This window comes from Knoellia terrae (genome assembly GCF_048606435.1).
Classification (GTDB): domain Bacteria; phylum Actinomycetota; class Actinomycetes; order Actinomycetales; family Dermatophilaceae; genus Knoellia; species Knoellia terrae.
This window is the reverse complement of record NZ_JBMBWH010000010.1, coordinates 22,443-37,713: the sequence shown is the minus strand read 5'-3', so window position 1 is coordinate 37,713 and position 15,271 is coordinate 22,443. Positions and strand designations below refer to the sequence as shown.

Genomic DNA, 15,271 nt, shown 5'->3' with positions numbered 1-15,271 from the left:
TCAGGCGTGGGCGCGGTGGGCGTTCTGGGTGATCGCCTCGGCGATCTCCTCGCGCCGGCCCCGGGGCAGGTCGTGCCCCATCTCGGGGAAGAGCAGCAGCCGCGACCCGGGGATGGCGCGGGCCGTCGCGACACCGCCGCTGGGCAGGACGAGCTGGTCCATGAGCCCGTGGATGACGAGCGTCGGAACGGTGACCTCGGCCAGCCGCGCCGTCCGGTCGGGGGAGGCGTTGATCGCGTTGAGCTGGCGGTCGCGGCTCACCGGCGTCGCGGCGCCGCGAGCGGCGTGGGCCTCGGCCATCCTGCGCATCTCGACCTCGTCGAAGTCCTGACCGGCGATGACGCGGAAGGCCTGCACCCCGCGCTCGATGGCCTCCTCGCGCGTCACCGGCGCTGCGGCACGGATCTGGCGCATGAGGGCCGGCAGCAGCCGCGCCGACGTCCGCCCGTGCCGGCGGTGCCCGGTGTTCGACATGATCGAGGTCAGCGACCGCACCCGCTCGGGGTACTTCAGGGTCAGCTCCTGCGCGACCATCCCGCCCATGGACACGCCGACGACGTGGGTCGACGCGAGGCCGAGGTGGTCGAGCAGCCCGGCGGCGTCGTCGGCGAGGTCGCTCAGCGTGTAGTCGGCGATGGCCCACCGGCGCGCGGCCAGGCCCTTGGCGACGGCGCCACGGGTCGGCGGCGGAGTCTCGGTGAAGGTCGACAGCCCCTGGTCGCGGTTGTCGTAGCGGACGACCCGGAAGCCGCGGTCCACGAGCATCTCGACGAAGTCCGGCGGCCATGCCACGAGCTGGGCACCCATGCCCATGATGAGCAGGATCGGCTCGCCGTCGTCGGGTCCGTCGATGACGTACTCGATCCGCACGTCGCCGATCTCTGCGGAGGTCATACGGGCATCCAACCACCGCCGAACCGGCCGGTAACCGAGGGGGTGGTGCACGCGACGTAGGCTTTTGCCTCGTGCTGCTCCCGCTGACCCAGGGTCTCGTCGCCGCCGCGATGCTGCTTGCCGTCGTCGCCCTCGGCTACGCACTGTTAGACAGGCTCATCAACGACTGGCTGCTCGGCCTGGCCGCCCTCGTCGAGCTCGGCGTGCTCGTCCAGCTCGTCCGCGGCCTCGTCGGCATCGGCGAGCTCGACACGGGGGAGCGCAAGGCGACGTTCGCGGCATACCTCGTCTCCCTGCCGTTCGTCCTCGCCCTCACCCTCTGGGGTGCCATCAAGGACAAGACGCGCTGGGCCATGAGCGCGGTCGCGGTGGGTGCCTTCGCCGTGGCCGTCATGACGCTGCGGCTGCAGCAGATCTGGGACCTCCATGCCTGAGCGCCTGCACTCCGCCCAGGGCCCGGGCCGCATCCTCGTCGCCGTCTACGGCGTGCTGGCGCTCGCCGCGACGGGACGCTCGATCCTCCAGATCGTCGAGTACTTCTCCCGCGCGCCGCTCGCCTACCTGCTGTCGGCGCTCGCGGCCCTCATCTACGTCGTGGCGACCGTGGGCATGGCGCGCGGGGACCGCGCGAGCACCCGCGTCGCCCTGCTCGCCTGCACCGTGGAGCTCGTCGGGGTCCTCGTCGTCGGGACGTTGTCGTATGCCGTCCCCGACGCCTTCCCGGACAAGACCGTCTGGTCGCACTTCGGCTCGGGCTACGGCTTCGTTCCGCTGGTCCTGCCGGTTCTCGGGATCTGGTGGCTCAACCGCGTGCGCGCCGTCAGCCCGTCGAGGACGTCGCCCAGAGGTTGATGCCGGCCTCGACGGCATGCTGGTCGATGGCCTCGAGCTCCGCGTCGCTGAAGCCGAGGTTCTCGACCGCGAGCAGGTTGTCGTCGAGCTGCTCGACGCTGGACGCGCCGACGAGGACCGACGTGACCCGGTCGTCGCGCAGCGCCCAGGCCAGCGCCATCTGCGCGAGCGACTGGCCTCGCTTCTCCGCCATCGCGTTGAGCGCGCGGACGTGCGTGAGCGACTCCTCGGTGAGCAGGTCGGGCGACAGGCTCTTGCCCTGGGAGGCGCGTGAGCCCTCCGGGATGCCCTTGAGGTACTTGCTCGTGAGCATTCCCTGGGCCAACGGGGAGAAGGCGATGCAGCCGACTCCGGTCTCGCCGAGGACGTCGAGCAGGTCCTCTTCCACCCAGCGGTTGAGCATCGAGTAGGACGGCTGGTGGATGAGCAGGGGCGTGCCGAGCTCGCGGAGGATCTCCACCGCCTCGCGGGTGCGCGGGCCGGAGTAGGACGAGATGCCGACGTAGAGCGCCTTGCCCTGTCGCACGAGGGAGTCCAGTGCGCCCATCGTCTCCTCGAGAGGCGTGGTCTCGTCGAAGCGGTGGCTGTAGAAGATGTCGACGTAGTCGAGTCCCATGCGCTTCAGCGACTGGTTGGCGCTGGCGAGGACGTACTTGCGGCCACCACCGCCCTGCCCGTAGGGGCCGGGCCACATGTCGTAGCCGGCCTTGGAGCTGATGACGAGCTCGTCGCGGTAGGGGCGGAAGTCGCGGGCGAAGAGCGTGCCGAAGTTGCGTTCCGCGGAGCCGTAGGGCGGTCCGTAGTTGTTGGCGAGGTCGAAGTGGGTGACCCCCTTGTCGAACGCCCGGCGCAGGATCGCCTGCTGGCGCTCGAGCGGGACGTCGTCACCGAAGTTGTGCCACAGGCCGAGCGAGATCGCGGGCAGGTCGAGACCGGACCGCCCGACCCGGCGGTACGGCATACCTGCCTCGTAGCGGTCGGGGGCGGCCTGGTACTCGTCGGCGTGGAAGGTCATGCGCCCATCATGCCCGGGTCCACGATGCGGGACGACGATGTCGAGGGGTGGGCGTCGTTGGCTACCGTGGTCGCAGGTCATGAGTGCCAGCGACAAGCCCCGGCTCGCTGGCCGGCAACCCTCCTACCGCGGTGGGGTGCCCCGGGTGAGGACCTGGCGGCACGTCGACCGGCGGCCGCAAGCTCGGCACACACGAGGAGCACGACCATGACCGACGACGCCACCCCCGCGACCCCGAACTGGTCCTTCGAGACCCGTCAGATCCACGCGGGACAGGCCCCGGACGCCGCCACCGGCGCGCGGGCCCTGCCGATCTACCAGACGACCTCCTACGTCTTCAAGGACTCCGAGCAGGCGGCGAACCTGTTCGCGCTCAAGGAGTTCGGCAACATCTACACGCGCATCATGAACCCGACGCAGGACGCCGTCGAGCAGCGCATCGCCTCGCTCGAGGGCGGTGTCGGTGCGCTGCTCGTCGCCTCCGGCCAGGCGGCGGAGACGATCGCGATCCTCAACATCGCCGAGGCCGGCGACCACGTCGTCGCGTCGCCGTCGCTCTACGGCGGCACCTTCAACCTGCTCAAGTACACGCTGCCGAAGTTCGGCATCGAGGTGACGTTCGTCGAGGACACCACGGACCCCGAGTCGTGGCGAGCAGCGGTGCGCCCCAACACCAAGCTGTTCTACGGCGAGACGGTCTCGAACCCCCGGGTCGAGATCCTCGACATCGAGACGGTCGCGGCCATCGCCCACGAGGTGGGCGTGCCGCTCATCGTCGACAACACCGTCGCGACGCCCTACGTGCTGCGACCGCTCGAGTGGGGTGCCGACATCGTCGTGCACTCGGCGACGAAGTACCTCGGCGGTCACGGCACGACGATCGCCGGCGTCATCGTCGACGGTGGGACCTTCGACTTCGGGGCCGACCCCGAGAAGTTCCCGAACTTCAACACGCCCGAGGAGAGCTACCACGGGCTGGTCTTCGCCCGGGACCTCGGTGTCGGTGGGGCGCTCGGCGCCAACCTCGCCTACATCCTCAAGGCTCGGGTGCAGCTGCTGCGCGACCTCGGGCCGGCGGTGGCGCCCTTCAACGCGTTCCTCATCGCCCAGGGCATCGAGACCCTCAGTCTGCGCATCGACCGGCACCTCGAGAACGCCCACGCCGTCGCGCGCTTCCTCGACGGGCACGAGCAGGTCGAGTCGGTGCGCTGGGCCTCGCTCCCCGGGGACCCGTTCCACGAGCTGGCCGCGAAGTACACCCCGAAGGGCTCCGGCGCGGTCCTCGCGTTCGAGATCGCAGGTGGGGCGGACGCTGGCCGTCGGTTCGTCGAGGCACTCCAGCTGCACTCGCACGTCGCCAACCTCGGTGACGTCCGTTCGCTCGTCATCCACCCGGCGTCGACGACGCACTCGCAGGGTGGCGACGAGGACCGCCTCGCAGCGGGCGTGACCCCCGGGCTCGTTCGGCTGTCCGTCGGCATCGAGCACATCGACGACATCCTCGCCGACCTCGAGCTCGGCTTCGTGGCCGCCAAGGGCGCCTGACCCTCGCCGGGTCTGTGGACAACGTCGCTGGCGGAGGCGCCGGTCGCTCTACCGTCGAGTGATGACGAGGATGCAGATCGGCGCCGACGTCATCGCGGCGCTCGGGGTCTCGCTCGGTGAGGTCGCACACGGCCTGGAGATGACCCACGACGGCTCGGTCGACCGCTGGGCACTCGGCGGCGGCGAGGCCTCCGACGCGTTCGACCACCTGTTGTCAGGGTGGCGCCGCAACCGGCTGGCCCTGGCAGAGGCGCTGCGCGACCTGGGCGACAAGGCGCAGGCGGCCGGGACCGCCTACGTCGAGACCGAGTCGGATGTCGGGCGGATGTTCGGCGGGCCGACCCGGTGACCGACCGGGTCCTTCCGCCGGTCGAGGGCGACCCCGAGTCGGTCCGCGCGCTCGCCCACTCCCTGCGCTCCGGTGCCGGCCGGCTCGCGCAGGTCAACGGCGTCCTCACCGGCATCAGGGCCGGTGCGTCGTGGGACAGCCCGGCTGGTGAGGTCTTCGAGGCTGCGGTGCACGGGTCACCTCCCGTGGTCGACGCCCTCATCGACCGGTATGCCGGTGCCGCCCTCGCGCTGACGACCTTCGCCGATGCGCTCGAGCTGGCCCAACGCCATGCCCTGGCCGCGAGTGGGAGACACTCCGACGCTCTCGAAGACCTCCGCCGACTCGAGGACCAGGCCGTCGCCGTGCAGGCCGACCCGGTGGCCGCCGATGCCGTCCGGCGCCGGCAGGGCGAGGTGATGGAGCAGGCGCTGGACGCCGAGCGAGCGCACGCCCGCGCCCGGGACGACTTCCGGGACGCGGACCGGCACCTGGCCCGACGACTCCGGGCACTGGCGGACGACATCCTCGACGACCCGTGGCACTACTCCGCGTTGGCCGCGGCCGACGAGGGCGCACAGGAGCTGGCGGCCATGCCTCCGGCGGCGCGACGGACCTCGGTGACGGCCGCGCTGGGTGCCGCAGCGGACGTCCTGGGCACGGCCGGCCAGGTCGGCCTGCTCGTGCTCTACGGCGAGGGCAGCTGGAAGCAGGTCGGCGTCGACGCCGGGGTGCGTGCCCTCGGCGTCGGCGCCAGGGGGCTCAAGGCCGGAGCCGTGGCCAGCTCCCGGGCCACCTCCGACCTGGACGGCCGGACCCGGGGCCACGTCGGTGAGGAGCTGTCCACCCCGCGAAGGCTCGGCACCGGCGTGCGAGACGAGCTGCACCGGGCCCGACCGAACCTCGCCCGCACGCTGGACCCCTCCGGCGGCCCCAGCCGGATGGTCGTGCCCCTTCCTGCCCTCGAGCCCATGAGGTCGACGAAGAACCTGACGTCCGGTCAGAAGGCGCAGGTCTGGCGCGCCCACACCATGGCCACCGCCCGCCGCCGGGCCGACGAGGCGTTCCTCGACGACTGGCGCGCCGCCACCGCCGGGGGAGCGGGCGCACAGCGCATGTTCGTCGCCGGCGTGACCCTCGAGCGGACGCTGCCGAAGGTCAAGGAGGCCGCCACCGCCGCGGGCGCCCCGAAGCCGGATGAGGCACGCCGGCCGGCGACCTATCCTTGAGCGCGTGCCGGAGCGAGGTCAGGGAGGAGTCGTCACCGACGGCTCCGTCGAGCGGGGGTCGGACGGGCGCGGCCCCGTCGACCCCGCCGTGCTGAGGTATCCCGAGCAGCTCCCCGTCGTCGAGCGACGCGACGACATCCTCGCCGCGCTGCGCGGGCACCAGGTCGTCGTCATCGCTGGTGAAACCGGCTCGGGCAAGACCACCCAGATCCCCAAGATGTGCCTCGAGCTCGGCCTCGGCAGCACCGGCCAGATCGGTCACACGCAGCCTCGCCGCATCGCCGCCCGCTCGGTCGCCGAGCGCATCGCCGAGGAGATGGACGTCGAGCTGGGCGAGCTCGTCGGCTACCAGGTGCGCTTCACCGACCACAGCAGCGACCGCACGCGCGTCAAGGTCATGACCGACGGGATCCTGCTCGCCGAGATGCAGCGCGACCGCGACCTGCGCCGCTACGACACGATCATCATCGACGAGGCGCACGAGCGCTCGCTCAACATCGACTTCATCCTCGGCTACCTCAAGTCGCTGCTGCCGCGCCGCCCCGACCTCAAGGTCGTCATCACCTCGGCGACGATCGACCCGGCCCGCTTCGCCCGGCACTTCTCGACCGACCTGCGCGGCACCGTCGTGCGCGAGGTCCCCGTCATCGAGGTCTCCGGCCGCACCTACCCCGTCGAGGTCCGCTACCGCCCGCTGGTCGAGCGGGCCGAGGGCGGCGAGGTGACCGAGGAGCGCGACCAGGTCACCGCGGTCTGCGACGCCGTCGAGGAGCTGTGGACCGAGACCCCGCCCGGGCACAGCGCGACCGACATCCTCGTGTTCTTCTCCGGGGAGCGCGAGATCCGCGACGCCGCCGACGCCCTCGGCGGCATGAACCTGCCCCGCACCGAGATCCTTCCGCTCTACGCGCGCCTCTCCGCCGCCGAGCAGCACCGCGTCTTCCGGCGGGGGAGCGGGCGACGGATCATCCTCGCCACCAACGTGGCCGAGACCTCCCTAACGGTGCCCGGCATCGGCTACGTCATCGACACCGGCACCGCGCGCATCTCCCGCTACTCCCAGCGCACCAAGGTCCAGCGTCTGCCGATCGAGCCCATCTCGCAGGCCAGCGCCGCCCAGCGCTCCGGCCGGTGCGGGCGCGTGGCGGACGGCATCGCGGTCCGGCTGTACTCGGAGGAGGACTTCGAGTCCCGGCCCGAGTTCACCGAGCCCGAGATCCTGCGGACCTCGCTCGCCTCGGTCATCCTCCAGATGACCTCCCTCGGACTCGGTGACATCGCCCGCTTCCCGTTCGTCGACGCGCCCGACGCCAAGCAGATCGCCGACGGCGTCCGGCTGCTCGAGGAGCTGCACGCCCTGCGCGAAGGGCAGGGCAGGCGTGGCGAGAGGCGGCTCACGGCATACGGGAAGACCCTGGCGCGGCTGCCGCTCGACCCGCGCCTTGGGCGGATGCTCATCGAGGCGGAGCGGCTCGGCTGCACCAAGGAGGTCCTCGTCATCGTCGCCGCGCTGTCGATCCAGGACCCGCGCGAGCGGCCGGTCGACAAGGAGGCGCAGGCCCAGCAGCACCACGCGCGCTTCAAGAGCGAGACCTCGGACTTCGCCGGCTTCCACGCCCTCTGGCGCTACCTCAAGGAGCAGCAGAAGGCACTGTCCAGCAGCGCCTTCCGCCGGATGTGCAAGGCCGAGTTCCTCCACTACCTGCGGATCCGCGAGTGGCAGGACCTGCACCAGCAGCTCCGCTCGGCGTGCCGTCAGGCGCGCATCGACCCCGAGCTCTCGACCGCCCCGAAGGACGGTGAGCCCGACTGGGACCGCGTCCACCAGGCGCTGCTCGCGGGTCTCCTCTCGCACGTCGGCGTCCGGGACGAGCAGAAGCGGGAGTATGCAGGCGCGCGCGGTTCGCGTTTCGCCATCAACCCGGGGTCCGGCCTGTTCCGCAAGCAGCCCGACGTCGTCATGGCTGCCGAGCTCGTCGAGACCACGCGCCTGTGGGCCCGGGTCAACGCCGCCATCGACCCGCTCTGGGCGGAGGAGCTGGGCGCCCACGTCGTCAAGCGCACGGTCTCGGAGCCGCGCTGGTCCAAGTCGGCGGGCGCGGTCATCGCCTCGGAGCGGGTGACCCTCTACGGCGTCCCGCTCGTCGTCGACCGCACCGTGCAGTACTCCCGGATCAACCCCGAGGAGGCACGCGAGCTCTTCCTCCGGCACGCCCTCGTCGAGGGTGACTGGGACACTCACCACAGGTTCTGGAAGGCCAACACCGCGCTGCTGCAACGGCTCTCGGAGCTCGAGGAACGCGCCCGCCGCCGCGACCTCATCGTCGACGACGAGGTCGTCTTCGCCTTCTACGACGCCCGCATCCCACCCGACGTCACCTCCGTCCGGCACTTCGACAGGTGGTGGAGGGGCGAGCAGCGCAGACGGCCGGACCTGCTGACCTTCACCGAGGAGCTCCTCACCCGCGAGGACGCGGACGCCGTGTCGGCCGGTGACTACCCGCGCACGTGGCGGCAGGGCGACCTCGAGCTCGACCTCACCTACCAGTTCTCGCCGGGGGATGCCGCCGACGGCGTGACCGTCCACATCCCGACGGCGGTCCTCAACCGGGTCAGCGCCGACGGCTTCGACTGGCAGGTGCCGGGGCTGCGCGAGGACCTCGCGGTGGCGCTGCTCAAGTCGCTGCCCAAGGCCACCCGCCGCCACTTCGTGCCGACGCCCGACCATGCCCGAGCCGCGCTGGCCGGCGCCGACCCCGGCGCGGGCCGACCCTTCACCGACGAGCTCGCCCGGGTGCTCAGGGACCGGACCGGCGTCGCCATCCCGACCCACGAGTGGGACTGGGACCGGGTGCCCGACCACCTGCGACCCACCTTCGCCGTCGAGGGGCCGGGCGGGCGCTTCATCGCCCGCGGCAAGGACCTCGACGCCCTGCGGCCCACCTCGCAGGGCGCCGTCCGCCAGCGCCTCGCGAAGGCCGGGGCGTCGATCGAGCGCTCCGGGCTGACGGCGTGGACGGTCGAGGACGTCCCTCGCACCTTCGAGGGGCGCTCGGGCGGACACACCGTCCAAGGCTTCCCGGCGCTCGTCGACGAGGGCACGTCGGTCTCGCTGCGCGTGCTCGACGACGCGGGCACGGCCGAGGCCGCACACCGCGCGGGGGTGCGCCGGCTCCTGCTGCTCAACACCTCCGCGCCGTGGAAGCGGGTCCTGGCCAGGCTGACCAACGCGCAGAAGCTGGCGCTCGGCCAGAACCCGCACGGCTCCGTGCCCGCGCTGCTGGAGGACTGCCTCGCCGCGGCCGTGGACTCGATCGTGGCCGAGCAGGCCGGGGGAGAGGTGCGCACCAGGGCCCAGTTCGAGGACGCCCACACCGCCGTCCGCACCCACGTCGTGACCCGCGTGCTGCAGGTCATCGAGGCGGTCGAGCCGGTGCTCGCCCTGGCCGCCGAGGTGCGCCGCCACCTCGACGCAATCGACGCCGGCGCCGCTGCTCGCACCCTGGCCCTGACCAGCGCTGACGTCCGCGCCCAGCTCGACGGACTCATCCGGCCGGGGTTCGTCGCCGACAGCGGGATGGCCCGGCTCCCGCACCTGCAGCGCTACCTCCGGGCGATGATGCAGCGGCTGCAAAAGGCGCCGGCGAACGCGCGCGAACCGCAGCTGCAGGCACAGGTCGACGGGATCGAGACGGCATACGCCGACCTCCTCGACGCGCTGCCGCAGACGGCCGGGCGCGCGCCGGAGGTGAGCGAGATCGGCTGGATGATCGAGGAGCTGCGCGTCAGCCTGTTCGCGCAGTCGCTCGGGACCGCGCACCCGGTGAGCGAGAAGCGCATCCGCAATGCCATCGCGGCCGTGGCACGCTGAGCCGGTGACGACGGGGACGCCAGGGACGCCAGGACCGACGCCGCCGGAGCCCGCCCGCCCCGGCCTCGTGAGCCATGCCTTCGACGGCGTGCCCGTGCCCGACTTCGCCGACGTGCAGGCCGCCCGGGGGAATCTCCGCGACGACCGGCACGTTTGACCAGACACGTGACCCCCCTGAGAGGCTGTTCCCGTGCAGAACCCGTCTGACCTCTATCGCTTCGAGATCGATGCCCAGCCGCCGACGCGGCGTCCGGGCGCGCTCATCGTGCTCCTCGGCGCCTTCATCGACGCCGGCAACATCCAGCGCATCCTCGGCACCCACCTCGTCGACACGAGCGAGGCCGAGGTCGTCGCGACGTTCGACGTCGACGCGCTGCTCGACTACCGCGGCCGCCGCCCGGCCATGGTCTTCGACCGCAACCACTGGGAGAGCTACGCCGACCCGTCGATGGTGCTCTACCGCATGGCCGACCGCGACGGGCAGACCTACTACCTGCTGACCGGTCCCGAGCCGGACTTCCAGTGGGAGCGCACGATCGAGGCGATCCGCCAGCTCATCCGGGTCCTCGGCGTCACGCTCGTCGTCACGAGCCACGGCATCCCGATGGGCGTGCCGCACACCCGCCCGGTCGGCATGACCGCCCACGCGACGGACCCCCGCCTCGTGCACGACAAGGAGTCGCCGTTCGGCACGGTGCAGGTCCCGGCGTCCTTCCCGGCGCTGCTCGAGCTGCGTCTCGGCGAGGCCGGGGGCGACGCGCTGGGCTTCGCGGTCCACGTGCCCCAGTACCTCGCGCAGGCCGAGTGGGCCGAGGGCGCGCTGGCCGCGCTCAACGCGATCACCGACGCCACGGGGCTCAACCTGCCCAACGACGACCTCGTCGCCAAGGCGGGGATCAACAACCGCGAGATCGCCTCCGAGCTGGAGGACAACGCCGAGGCCGGCCAGATCGTCAGCGCGCTCGAGCAGCAGTACGACGCGTTCGTCGAGGGCCAGGAGCGCCCCAGCCTGCTCGCGACCGAGGCCGAGGACCTCCCGTCCGCGGACGAGCTCGGCGCCGACATCGAGGAGTTCCTCCGCAACGTCAGCGACGACTGACCCCCGACTTCATGCCCGTTGCGGTCACACCGAGTCGCCGCGGCACGATGTGGCCGACCACAACGGGCAAGAAGTCGGGCTGAGGGATGCCTCAGTCCTTGGCCTCGGACCAGCGCGAGATGACCGAGGTGTCCGCGACGAAGCGCACCGGCGCCCCGGCCGCCCACCGGCGCGAGGCGTCGGCCAGCGCCCGGTCGACCAGAGCCGCGACCTCGTCGGCCCGGTCGGCCGGCGCGTGCACGAGCAGCTCGTCGTGCAGGCAGAGCACGATCTGGGCCCCGAGCGGCCCGCCGAGCGCCCGCACCGTCGCCGCCCACGCCTTGAACAGCTCGGCCGCGGCGCCCTGGATGATCGCGTTGCGCGCGAACCGTCCTCGCGCGGCGTCGAGCGCCGGGTCGGCGCCGACGGGTGACGTCGCGAGGAAGCGCCCTGTAGGGATGAGCCGCCCGCCGAAGGTCCGCAGGGGCTCACCCCGCACCCCCGTCTCGTACGCCCGGTCGAGCAGCCCCATCGCCACCGGATAGGCCCGCTCGAGCCCCTTGAGCGCCTCGCCGGCAGCGCCGCTGCGCTGGCCGTACATCGCGGCGAGCACCGCGATCTTCGCCACCGGCCGGTCCACCCCGAGCCGCGAGGCCACCGGCGCATAGAGGTCGTCGGCCCGCGTGGCCTCGGCGAACGCCGGGTCGCCGGACACCACCGCGAGGACGCGCGGCTCGATCTGCCCCAGGTCGGCTCGCACGAACACGTGCCCGGGGTGAGCCGCCACCCCGGACCTCAGCGCCGCCGGCAGGTTGTGCAGGCCGTTCTCGGCGGTCATCCGTCCGGCCGCGCCGTCGCAGGCGCTCCACCTCCCACGGAGCCGGTCGTCGGGGCCGACGCACTCATCGATCCACCGGTAGCCGTAGGTCGTGGAGATGCGCTCGGCCTTGCGCCACTCGAGGAGGGCGTCGACGACCGGGTGCACCTGCCGATAGGCCTCGAGCACCCACTTGCGGGTGTGGGGCACGTCGACCCCGACGCCGACCAGCATGTCGCGCACCTGCTGCGGGTTGCGCAGGTCGGTCGACTCGCGCCCGGAGACATGCCGCAGCACCGTGGCGTCGCGCTCGCGGCGAGCGGCCACCTCTGCCGCCTCGGACGACGCCCGCGGCCCGGCGAAGTCCGCGATGAGGGCCTCCATCGCCGGCCGGTCGACCGGCAGCCCGCCCCACTCCAGCTCGAGGCACATCAGTGCCGCGGCGGACTCCGAGTGCACCGTCCCCACGGTCCGCGCGCCGAGCTGCTGCGCCCGGTCGCGCTGTCGGACCGCGCACGTCAACGCCGCCTCCGCCCAGGCCAGCAGCCGCTCGTCGGTCTCGAGCCAGCCCGACGCCGCGTCGGCCCGCAGGTGTCCGTCCCGGCGGACGAGGTCGTCGGGGCCCACCTCGTCGCCGGCCGAGAAGTCGAACAGGTCACCCGCCGAGGGCTCCGGCATCGTCGCCAGCGCCACCCCGTGCGCCGCCGCCCAGACGCGCCCCGGCTCCGCCGCCCAGCCGCCGTGCAGCACCCGGTGCGCCTCGGCGAGGTCCCAAACGCGCGCGAGCGGCGAGCCGACCGCGCGGACCAGCTCGCCGGCATACCTGGCGGACCACCAGACCCAGCGCGGCCCGGAGTCGACAGCGAGAGCCGCCATCTGCGCGGCCACGTCCGTGACCGGTCCGACGCTGCTCACGCCGGCGCCCATGAGGGCCGCGCGGCCACCGTGGACGACGGCAGCGACGAGGTCGGCGGCGCCGCCGGGATGGGCCATGGGCGAAGCCTAGGTGAGGCCGGAGACAGCGACGCGCGGGCCGGTTCGCACCCCGCTGACGTGGCAGGATCGAGCCAGACAGCAGTTCGCAACGGCACCCCGGTGGGACCGGGGAGCCACAGGAGGACACCGTGGGACTCTTCGGATTCGGCAAGGACGACGCTCAGGTCGCCAAGGAGCAGGTGGCGCAGACCAGGACCGCCCTCGAGCAGGCGCAGGCCGGCCCGCAGGACCAGGGCTTCCTCGGCAGCTCCGCCACCAAGATGGTCGAGAACCTCCTCGACAGCGGCATCGACGGCAAGGGCCCGTTCGACCCGGCCGCCTCGGTCGCCGCCTCCGCGCTGAAGAAGAACGGCGGCAACGTCGAGGCCGCCGTCGACGACGTCGTCAAGAGCCACCTCAAGCTCGCGGCCGCCGGCGGGTTCGTCACGAGCCTGGGTGGCTTCATCACCCTGCCCGTCGCGCTGCCGGCCAACGTGCTGGGCTTCTACCTGCTCGCCACGCGCATGACGGCCGCCGTCGCGCACCTGCGAGGGCACGACCTCACGCAACCGCAGATCCGGACCGCCGTGCTCCTCACGCTCGTGGGCGCCGACGCCGACGACCTGCTCGCCAAGGCCGGCATGGTCTCGCCGACCGGCCGGCTCACCAACCTCGCGGCGCAGCGGCTGCCCGGTCCGGCCCTCATGGTCCTCAACAAGGCCGTGGGCTTCCGCCTCCTCTCGACGGCGGGCAGGAAGACGTTCAGCCGGTTCGGGCGCAACGTCCCGATCGTCGGCGGCATCGTCGGCGCGGGCCTCGACGGCTGGCTCATCAAGCGCATCTCCGAGAACGCCCGCCGCGAGTTCCCGACGGCGACGGCGCGGATCGCGGGGGCCTGAGCCATGGCGATGTACTCCAAGGTCGCGACGTTCAAGAGCCTCGCCACGGCCGTGCGCATCGCGACCCGCCCGGGTGGACCGTCGATGGTCGAGCGCGCCCAGGCCGTCCCGCGGCTGGTCCAGGCCGTGCGCAGCGGCGAGTACACCGGCACCTCGATCGGCCGGCTCCTCATGATCGCGGGCGCTGCGGGCTACCTCGTGTCGCCGGTCGACCTGCTCCCGGAGGCGCTGCTCGGCGCGTTCGGGCTCGCCGACGACGCCGTGGTCGGCTCGTGGCTGGCCGCCCAGATCGTCACCGAGACCGAGGACTTCCTCGCCTGGGAGCGGACCACCGGTCGCGGGTCGGGGCACGGTGCCTCCGTGCCGGGCGAGGTCGTCGACGACTCGACGAGCGGCGGTTCCACCTCGCCGCGTGCGTGAGGCCCGTCCACACCCTGCCCGTATGCCGTCCGCCCTCCACAGGCGCCTGACCTGACCCTTCCCGGGTCGGTCGGGTGCTGCCGACGCTGGGGCCATGACCTCAGTGAAGATCAGCACCACCGGCGAGATGCTCGCCGTCCTGCCGCACCAGCTCGGCCACCAGCTGGACCGGTGCGTCGTCATCGCCATGGTCCGGGGCAGGACCCTCGGACCGGTCGCCCGCACGGACCTGCCCGACGAGCGTCACGTCGCTGATGTCACGGACCAGCTCCTCGAGAGCCTGCGGCGGGTGGGCCCCGAGGCGGCGCTGCTCGTGGGCTACGAGTCGGTGCCGGGGGAGTCGCGCTCGCTGCGCCACCGCCTGCACGAGGGCCTCACCGGGGCCGGCGTGGGCGTCATCGACCACGTCGTCGTGCGCGACGGCTCGTGGTGGGGCGCCTGCTGCCGCCCGTCCCCGCGCTCGCTCGACGGACTCCGGGCCGAGCACGCCGAGGGGCACACCCTGCCCGACTCCTCGACGGTGCCCGCCGTGGCCGAGCTGGTCGCCACCGGCAGCGCCCCGCTGCGCAGCCGCGACGACGTCAGCGCCCTCGTCACCGAGGACCCCGGCTCGAGCGCCGGTGTGGGTGACGCCCTGGCTCGGCTGGATGCCGATGCCGCCCGGGTCGATCGCGACGGCCCGGGGCGGGTGGCGGACCTGTGGGCACGGGTCCTCGCTCCGGAGGCCTCTCGTGGTGACGACTTCGCCGCCACCGACGAGGAGGTGGCGACCATGCTCCGCTCGCTGCGCGACAAGCCGTGGCGTGACGCGCTCATCGCCTGGATGTCGGCGGTGATGTTCCCGCTCGACCTCGTCGACGACGCCTCGTCGATGCTGCTCGCCTCCAGCGCCCCGGCGGGGCCGGTGCGCAGCGCGGCGTGGTCACGCGCCGTGCTCCAACGCCTCCTGGCCGTGGCTCGGCGCGTGCCGGACGAGTGTCCGCACGACGCTGCGGCGATCTGCACCGTCGCCGCCTGCGTGGCGTGGGGCCTCGGCACCGGTTCCATCGCCGGTGACGCCGTGAGCCGTGCCCTGCGCGTCGACCCGGGCTACACGCTCGCGGGCTATCTCGAGCGGATCATCGAGTTCCAGGTGCGCCCCCGACGGCAGTGGTCGGACGTCGCCGCCTGAGGGCGCTCTCACGGTGCGGACAGCACTGGGTCGGCGCGGCTCCGGGGACCTAGAATCGACGCAGGTCATGAGTCCCAGCGCCAAGCCCCGGCTTGCTGGGCGGCAACCCTCCTCGCGGTGGGGTGCCCCGGGTGAAGACACGGTCCGTCGGCACCGACGGGCAAGCGCGACTCGAGG

The 15,271-nt window shown here is 72.6% G+C and carries 13 protein-coding genes and 2 riboswitches; of the genes, 10 read left to right on the top strand and 3 right to left on the bottom strand.

Going from position 1 to position 15,271, the window contains the following annotated elements; translation table 11 throughout:
• Complete coding sequence (locus ACOJV9_RS13660; RefSeq protein WP_420185770.1) at positions 1–894, bottom strand: alpha/beta fold hydrolase; 894 nt, start codon at positions 892–894, stop codon at positions 1–3.
• A 71-nt stretch (positions 895–965) separates the two neighbouring features.
• Between ACOJV9_RS13660 and ACOJV9_RS13655 the strand changes: the two genes are divergently transcribed.
• Positions 966–1,328 (top strand): hypothetical protein, encoded by a 363-nt coding sequence (locus tag ACOJV9_RS13655; RefSeq protein WP_420185769.1) that lies wholly within the window; start codon positions 966–968, stop codon positions 1,326–1,328.
• Complete coding sequence (locus ACOJV9_RS13650; protein ID WP_420185768.1) at positions 1,321–1,746, top strand: hypothetical protein; 426 nt, start codon at positions 1,321–1,323, stop codon at positions 1,744–1,746. The genes ACOJV9_RS13655 and ACOJV9_RS13650 overlap by 8 nt, the downstream gene beginning before the upstream one ends.
• Here the strand turns inward: ACOJV9_RS13650 and mgrA are convergent.
• The gene (gene mgrA / locus ACOJV9_RS13645) at positions 1,715–2,761 is read right to left on the bottom strand and encodes an L-glyceraldehyde 3-phosphate reductase (protein ID WP_420185767.1); all 1,047 of its coding nucleotides are present in this window, start codon (positions 2,759–2,761) and stop codon (positions 1,715–1,717) included. The genes ACOJV9_RS13650 and mgrA overlap by 32 nt on opposite strands.
• A gap of 75 nt (positions 2,762–2,836) precedes the next feature.
• Positions 2,837–2,951: riboswitch (SAM riboswitch) on the top strand.
• Between the two features lie 17 nt (positions 2,952–2,968).
• Here mgrA and ACOJV9_RS13640 point away from each other — a divergent pair.
• The 5 genes from ACOJV9_RS13640 to ACOJV9_RS13620 all read left to right on the top strand — a co-directional run bounded on the left by ACOJV9_RS13640 (position 2,969) and on the right by ACOJV9_RS13620 (position 10,833).
• Entirely contained in the window at positions 2,969–4,306 is a 1,338-nt protein-coding gene (locus tag ACOJV9_RS13640) for a bifunctional o-acetylhomoserine/o-acetylserine sulfhydrylase (RefSeq protein WP_420185766.1), read from the top strand.
• Between the two features lie 61 nt (positions 4,307–4,367).
• Entirely contained in the window at positions 4,368–4,655 is a 288-nt protein-coding gene (locus tag ACOJV9_RS13635) for a WXG100 family type VII secretion target (protein ID WP_420185765.1), read from the top strand.
• A complete protein-coding gene (locus ACOJV9_RS13630) occupies positions 4,652–5,863 on the top strand; it encodes a hypothetical protein (RefSeq protein WP_420185764.1) in 1,212 nt (403 codons plus the stop codon). Before ACOJV9_RS13635 ends, ACOJV9_RS13630 begins: the two co-directional genes overlap by 4 nt.
• Positions 5,832–9,734, top strand: coding sequence for an ATP-dependent RNA helicase HrpA (gene hrpA / locus ACOJV9_RS13625; RefSeq protein ID WP_420185763.1), 3,903 nt, complete (start codon positions 5,832–5,834; stop codon positions 9,732–9,734). The genes ACOJV9_RS13630 and hrpA overlap by 32 nt, the downstream gene beginning before the upstream one ends.
• 190 nt (positions 9,735–9,924) lie before the next feature.
• Entirely contained in the window at positions 9,925–10,833 is a 909-nt protein-coding gene (locus tag ACOJV9_RS13620) for a proteasome assembly chaperone family protein (protein ID WP_420185762.1), read from the top strand.
• A 91-nt stretch (positions 10,834–10,924) separates the two neighbouring features.
• Here the strand turns inward: ACOJV9_RS13620 and ACOJV9_RS13615 are convergent, their stop codons facing one another.
• Complete coding sequence (locus ACOJV9_RS13615) at positions 10,925–12,622, bottom strand: DNA polymerase (protein WP_420185761.1); 1,698 nt, start codon at positions 12,620–12,622, stop codon at positions 10,925–10,927.
• Positions 12,623–12,753: 131 nt separating this feature from the next.
• Between ACOJV9_RS13615 and ACOJV9_RS13610 the strand changes: the two genes are divergently transcribed.
• The 3 genes from ACOJV9_RS13610 (at position 12,754) to ACOJV9_RS13600 (ending at position 15,094) form a co-directional block, all read left to right on the top strand.
• Positions 12,754–13,503 (top strand): EcsC family protein, encoded by a 750-nt coding sequence (locus ACOJV9_RS13610; protein ID WP_420185760.1) that lies wholly within the window; start codon positions 12,754–12,756, stop codon positions 13,501–13,503.
• A 3-nt stretch (positions 13,504–13,506) separates the two neighbouring features.
• The gene (locus ACOJV9_RS13605) at positions 13,507–13,923 is read left to right on the top strand and encodes a YkvA family protein (protein ID WP_420185759.1); all 417 of its coding nucleotides are present in this window, start codon (positions 13,507–13,509) and stop codon (positions 13,921–13,923) included.
• 94 nt (positions 13,924–14,017) lie between these two features.
• Complete coding sequence (locus tag ACOJV9_RS13600; RefSeq protein ID WP_420185758.1) at positions 14,018–15,094, top strand: DUF4192 domain-containing protein; 1,077 nt, start codon at positions 14,018–14,020, stop codon at positions 15,092–15,094.
• Between the two features lie 63 nt (positions 15,095–15,157).
• A riboswitch (SAM riboswitch) is annotated at positions 15,158–15,267 on the top strand.
• Positions 15,268–15,271 lie beyond the last annotated feature (4 nt).

What these genes read in the sequence shown, in the direction of transcription:
- ACOJV9_RS13615 (WP_420185761.1), bottom strand. Translation starts at nt 12,622, where the DNA reads ATGGCCCATCCCGGCGGCGCCGCCGACCTCGTCGCTGCCGTCGTCCAC.
- ACOJV9_RS13640 (WP_420185766.1), top strand. Translation starts at nt 2,969, where the DNA reads ATGACCGACGACGCCACCCCCGCGACCCCGAACTGGTCCTTCGAGACC.
- hrpA (WP_420185763.1), top strand. Translation starts at nt 5,832, where the DNA reads ATGAGGCACGCCGGCCGGCGACCTATCCTTGAGCGCGTGCCGGAGCGA.
- ACOJV9_RS13605 (WP_420185759.1), top strand. Translation starts at nt 13,507, where the DNA reads ATGGCGATGTACTCCAAGGTCGCGACGTTCAAGAGCCTCGCCACGGCC.
- ACOJV9_RS13650 (WP_420185768.1), top strand. Translation starts at nt 1,321, where the DNA reads ATGCCTGAGCGCCTGCACTCCGCCCAGGGCCCGGGCCGCATCCTCGTC.
- ACOJV9_RS13600 (WP_420185758.1), top strand. Translation starts at nt 14,018, where the DNA reads ATGACCTCAGTGAAGATCAGCACCACCGGCGAGATGCTCGCCGTCCTG.
- ACOJV9_RS13635 (WP_420185765.1), top strand. Translation starts at nt 4,368, where the DNA reads ATGACGAGGATGCAGATCGGCGCCGACGTCATCGCGGCGCTCGGGGTC.
- mgrA (WP_420185767.1), bottom strand. Translation starts at nt 2,761, where the DNA reads ATGACCTTCCACGCCGACGAGTACCAGGCCGCCCCCGACCGCTACGAG.
- ACOJV9_RS13660 (WP_420185770.1), bottom strand. Translation starts at nt 894, where the DNA reads ATGACCTCCGCAGAGATCGGCGACGTGCGGATCGAGTACGTCATCGAC.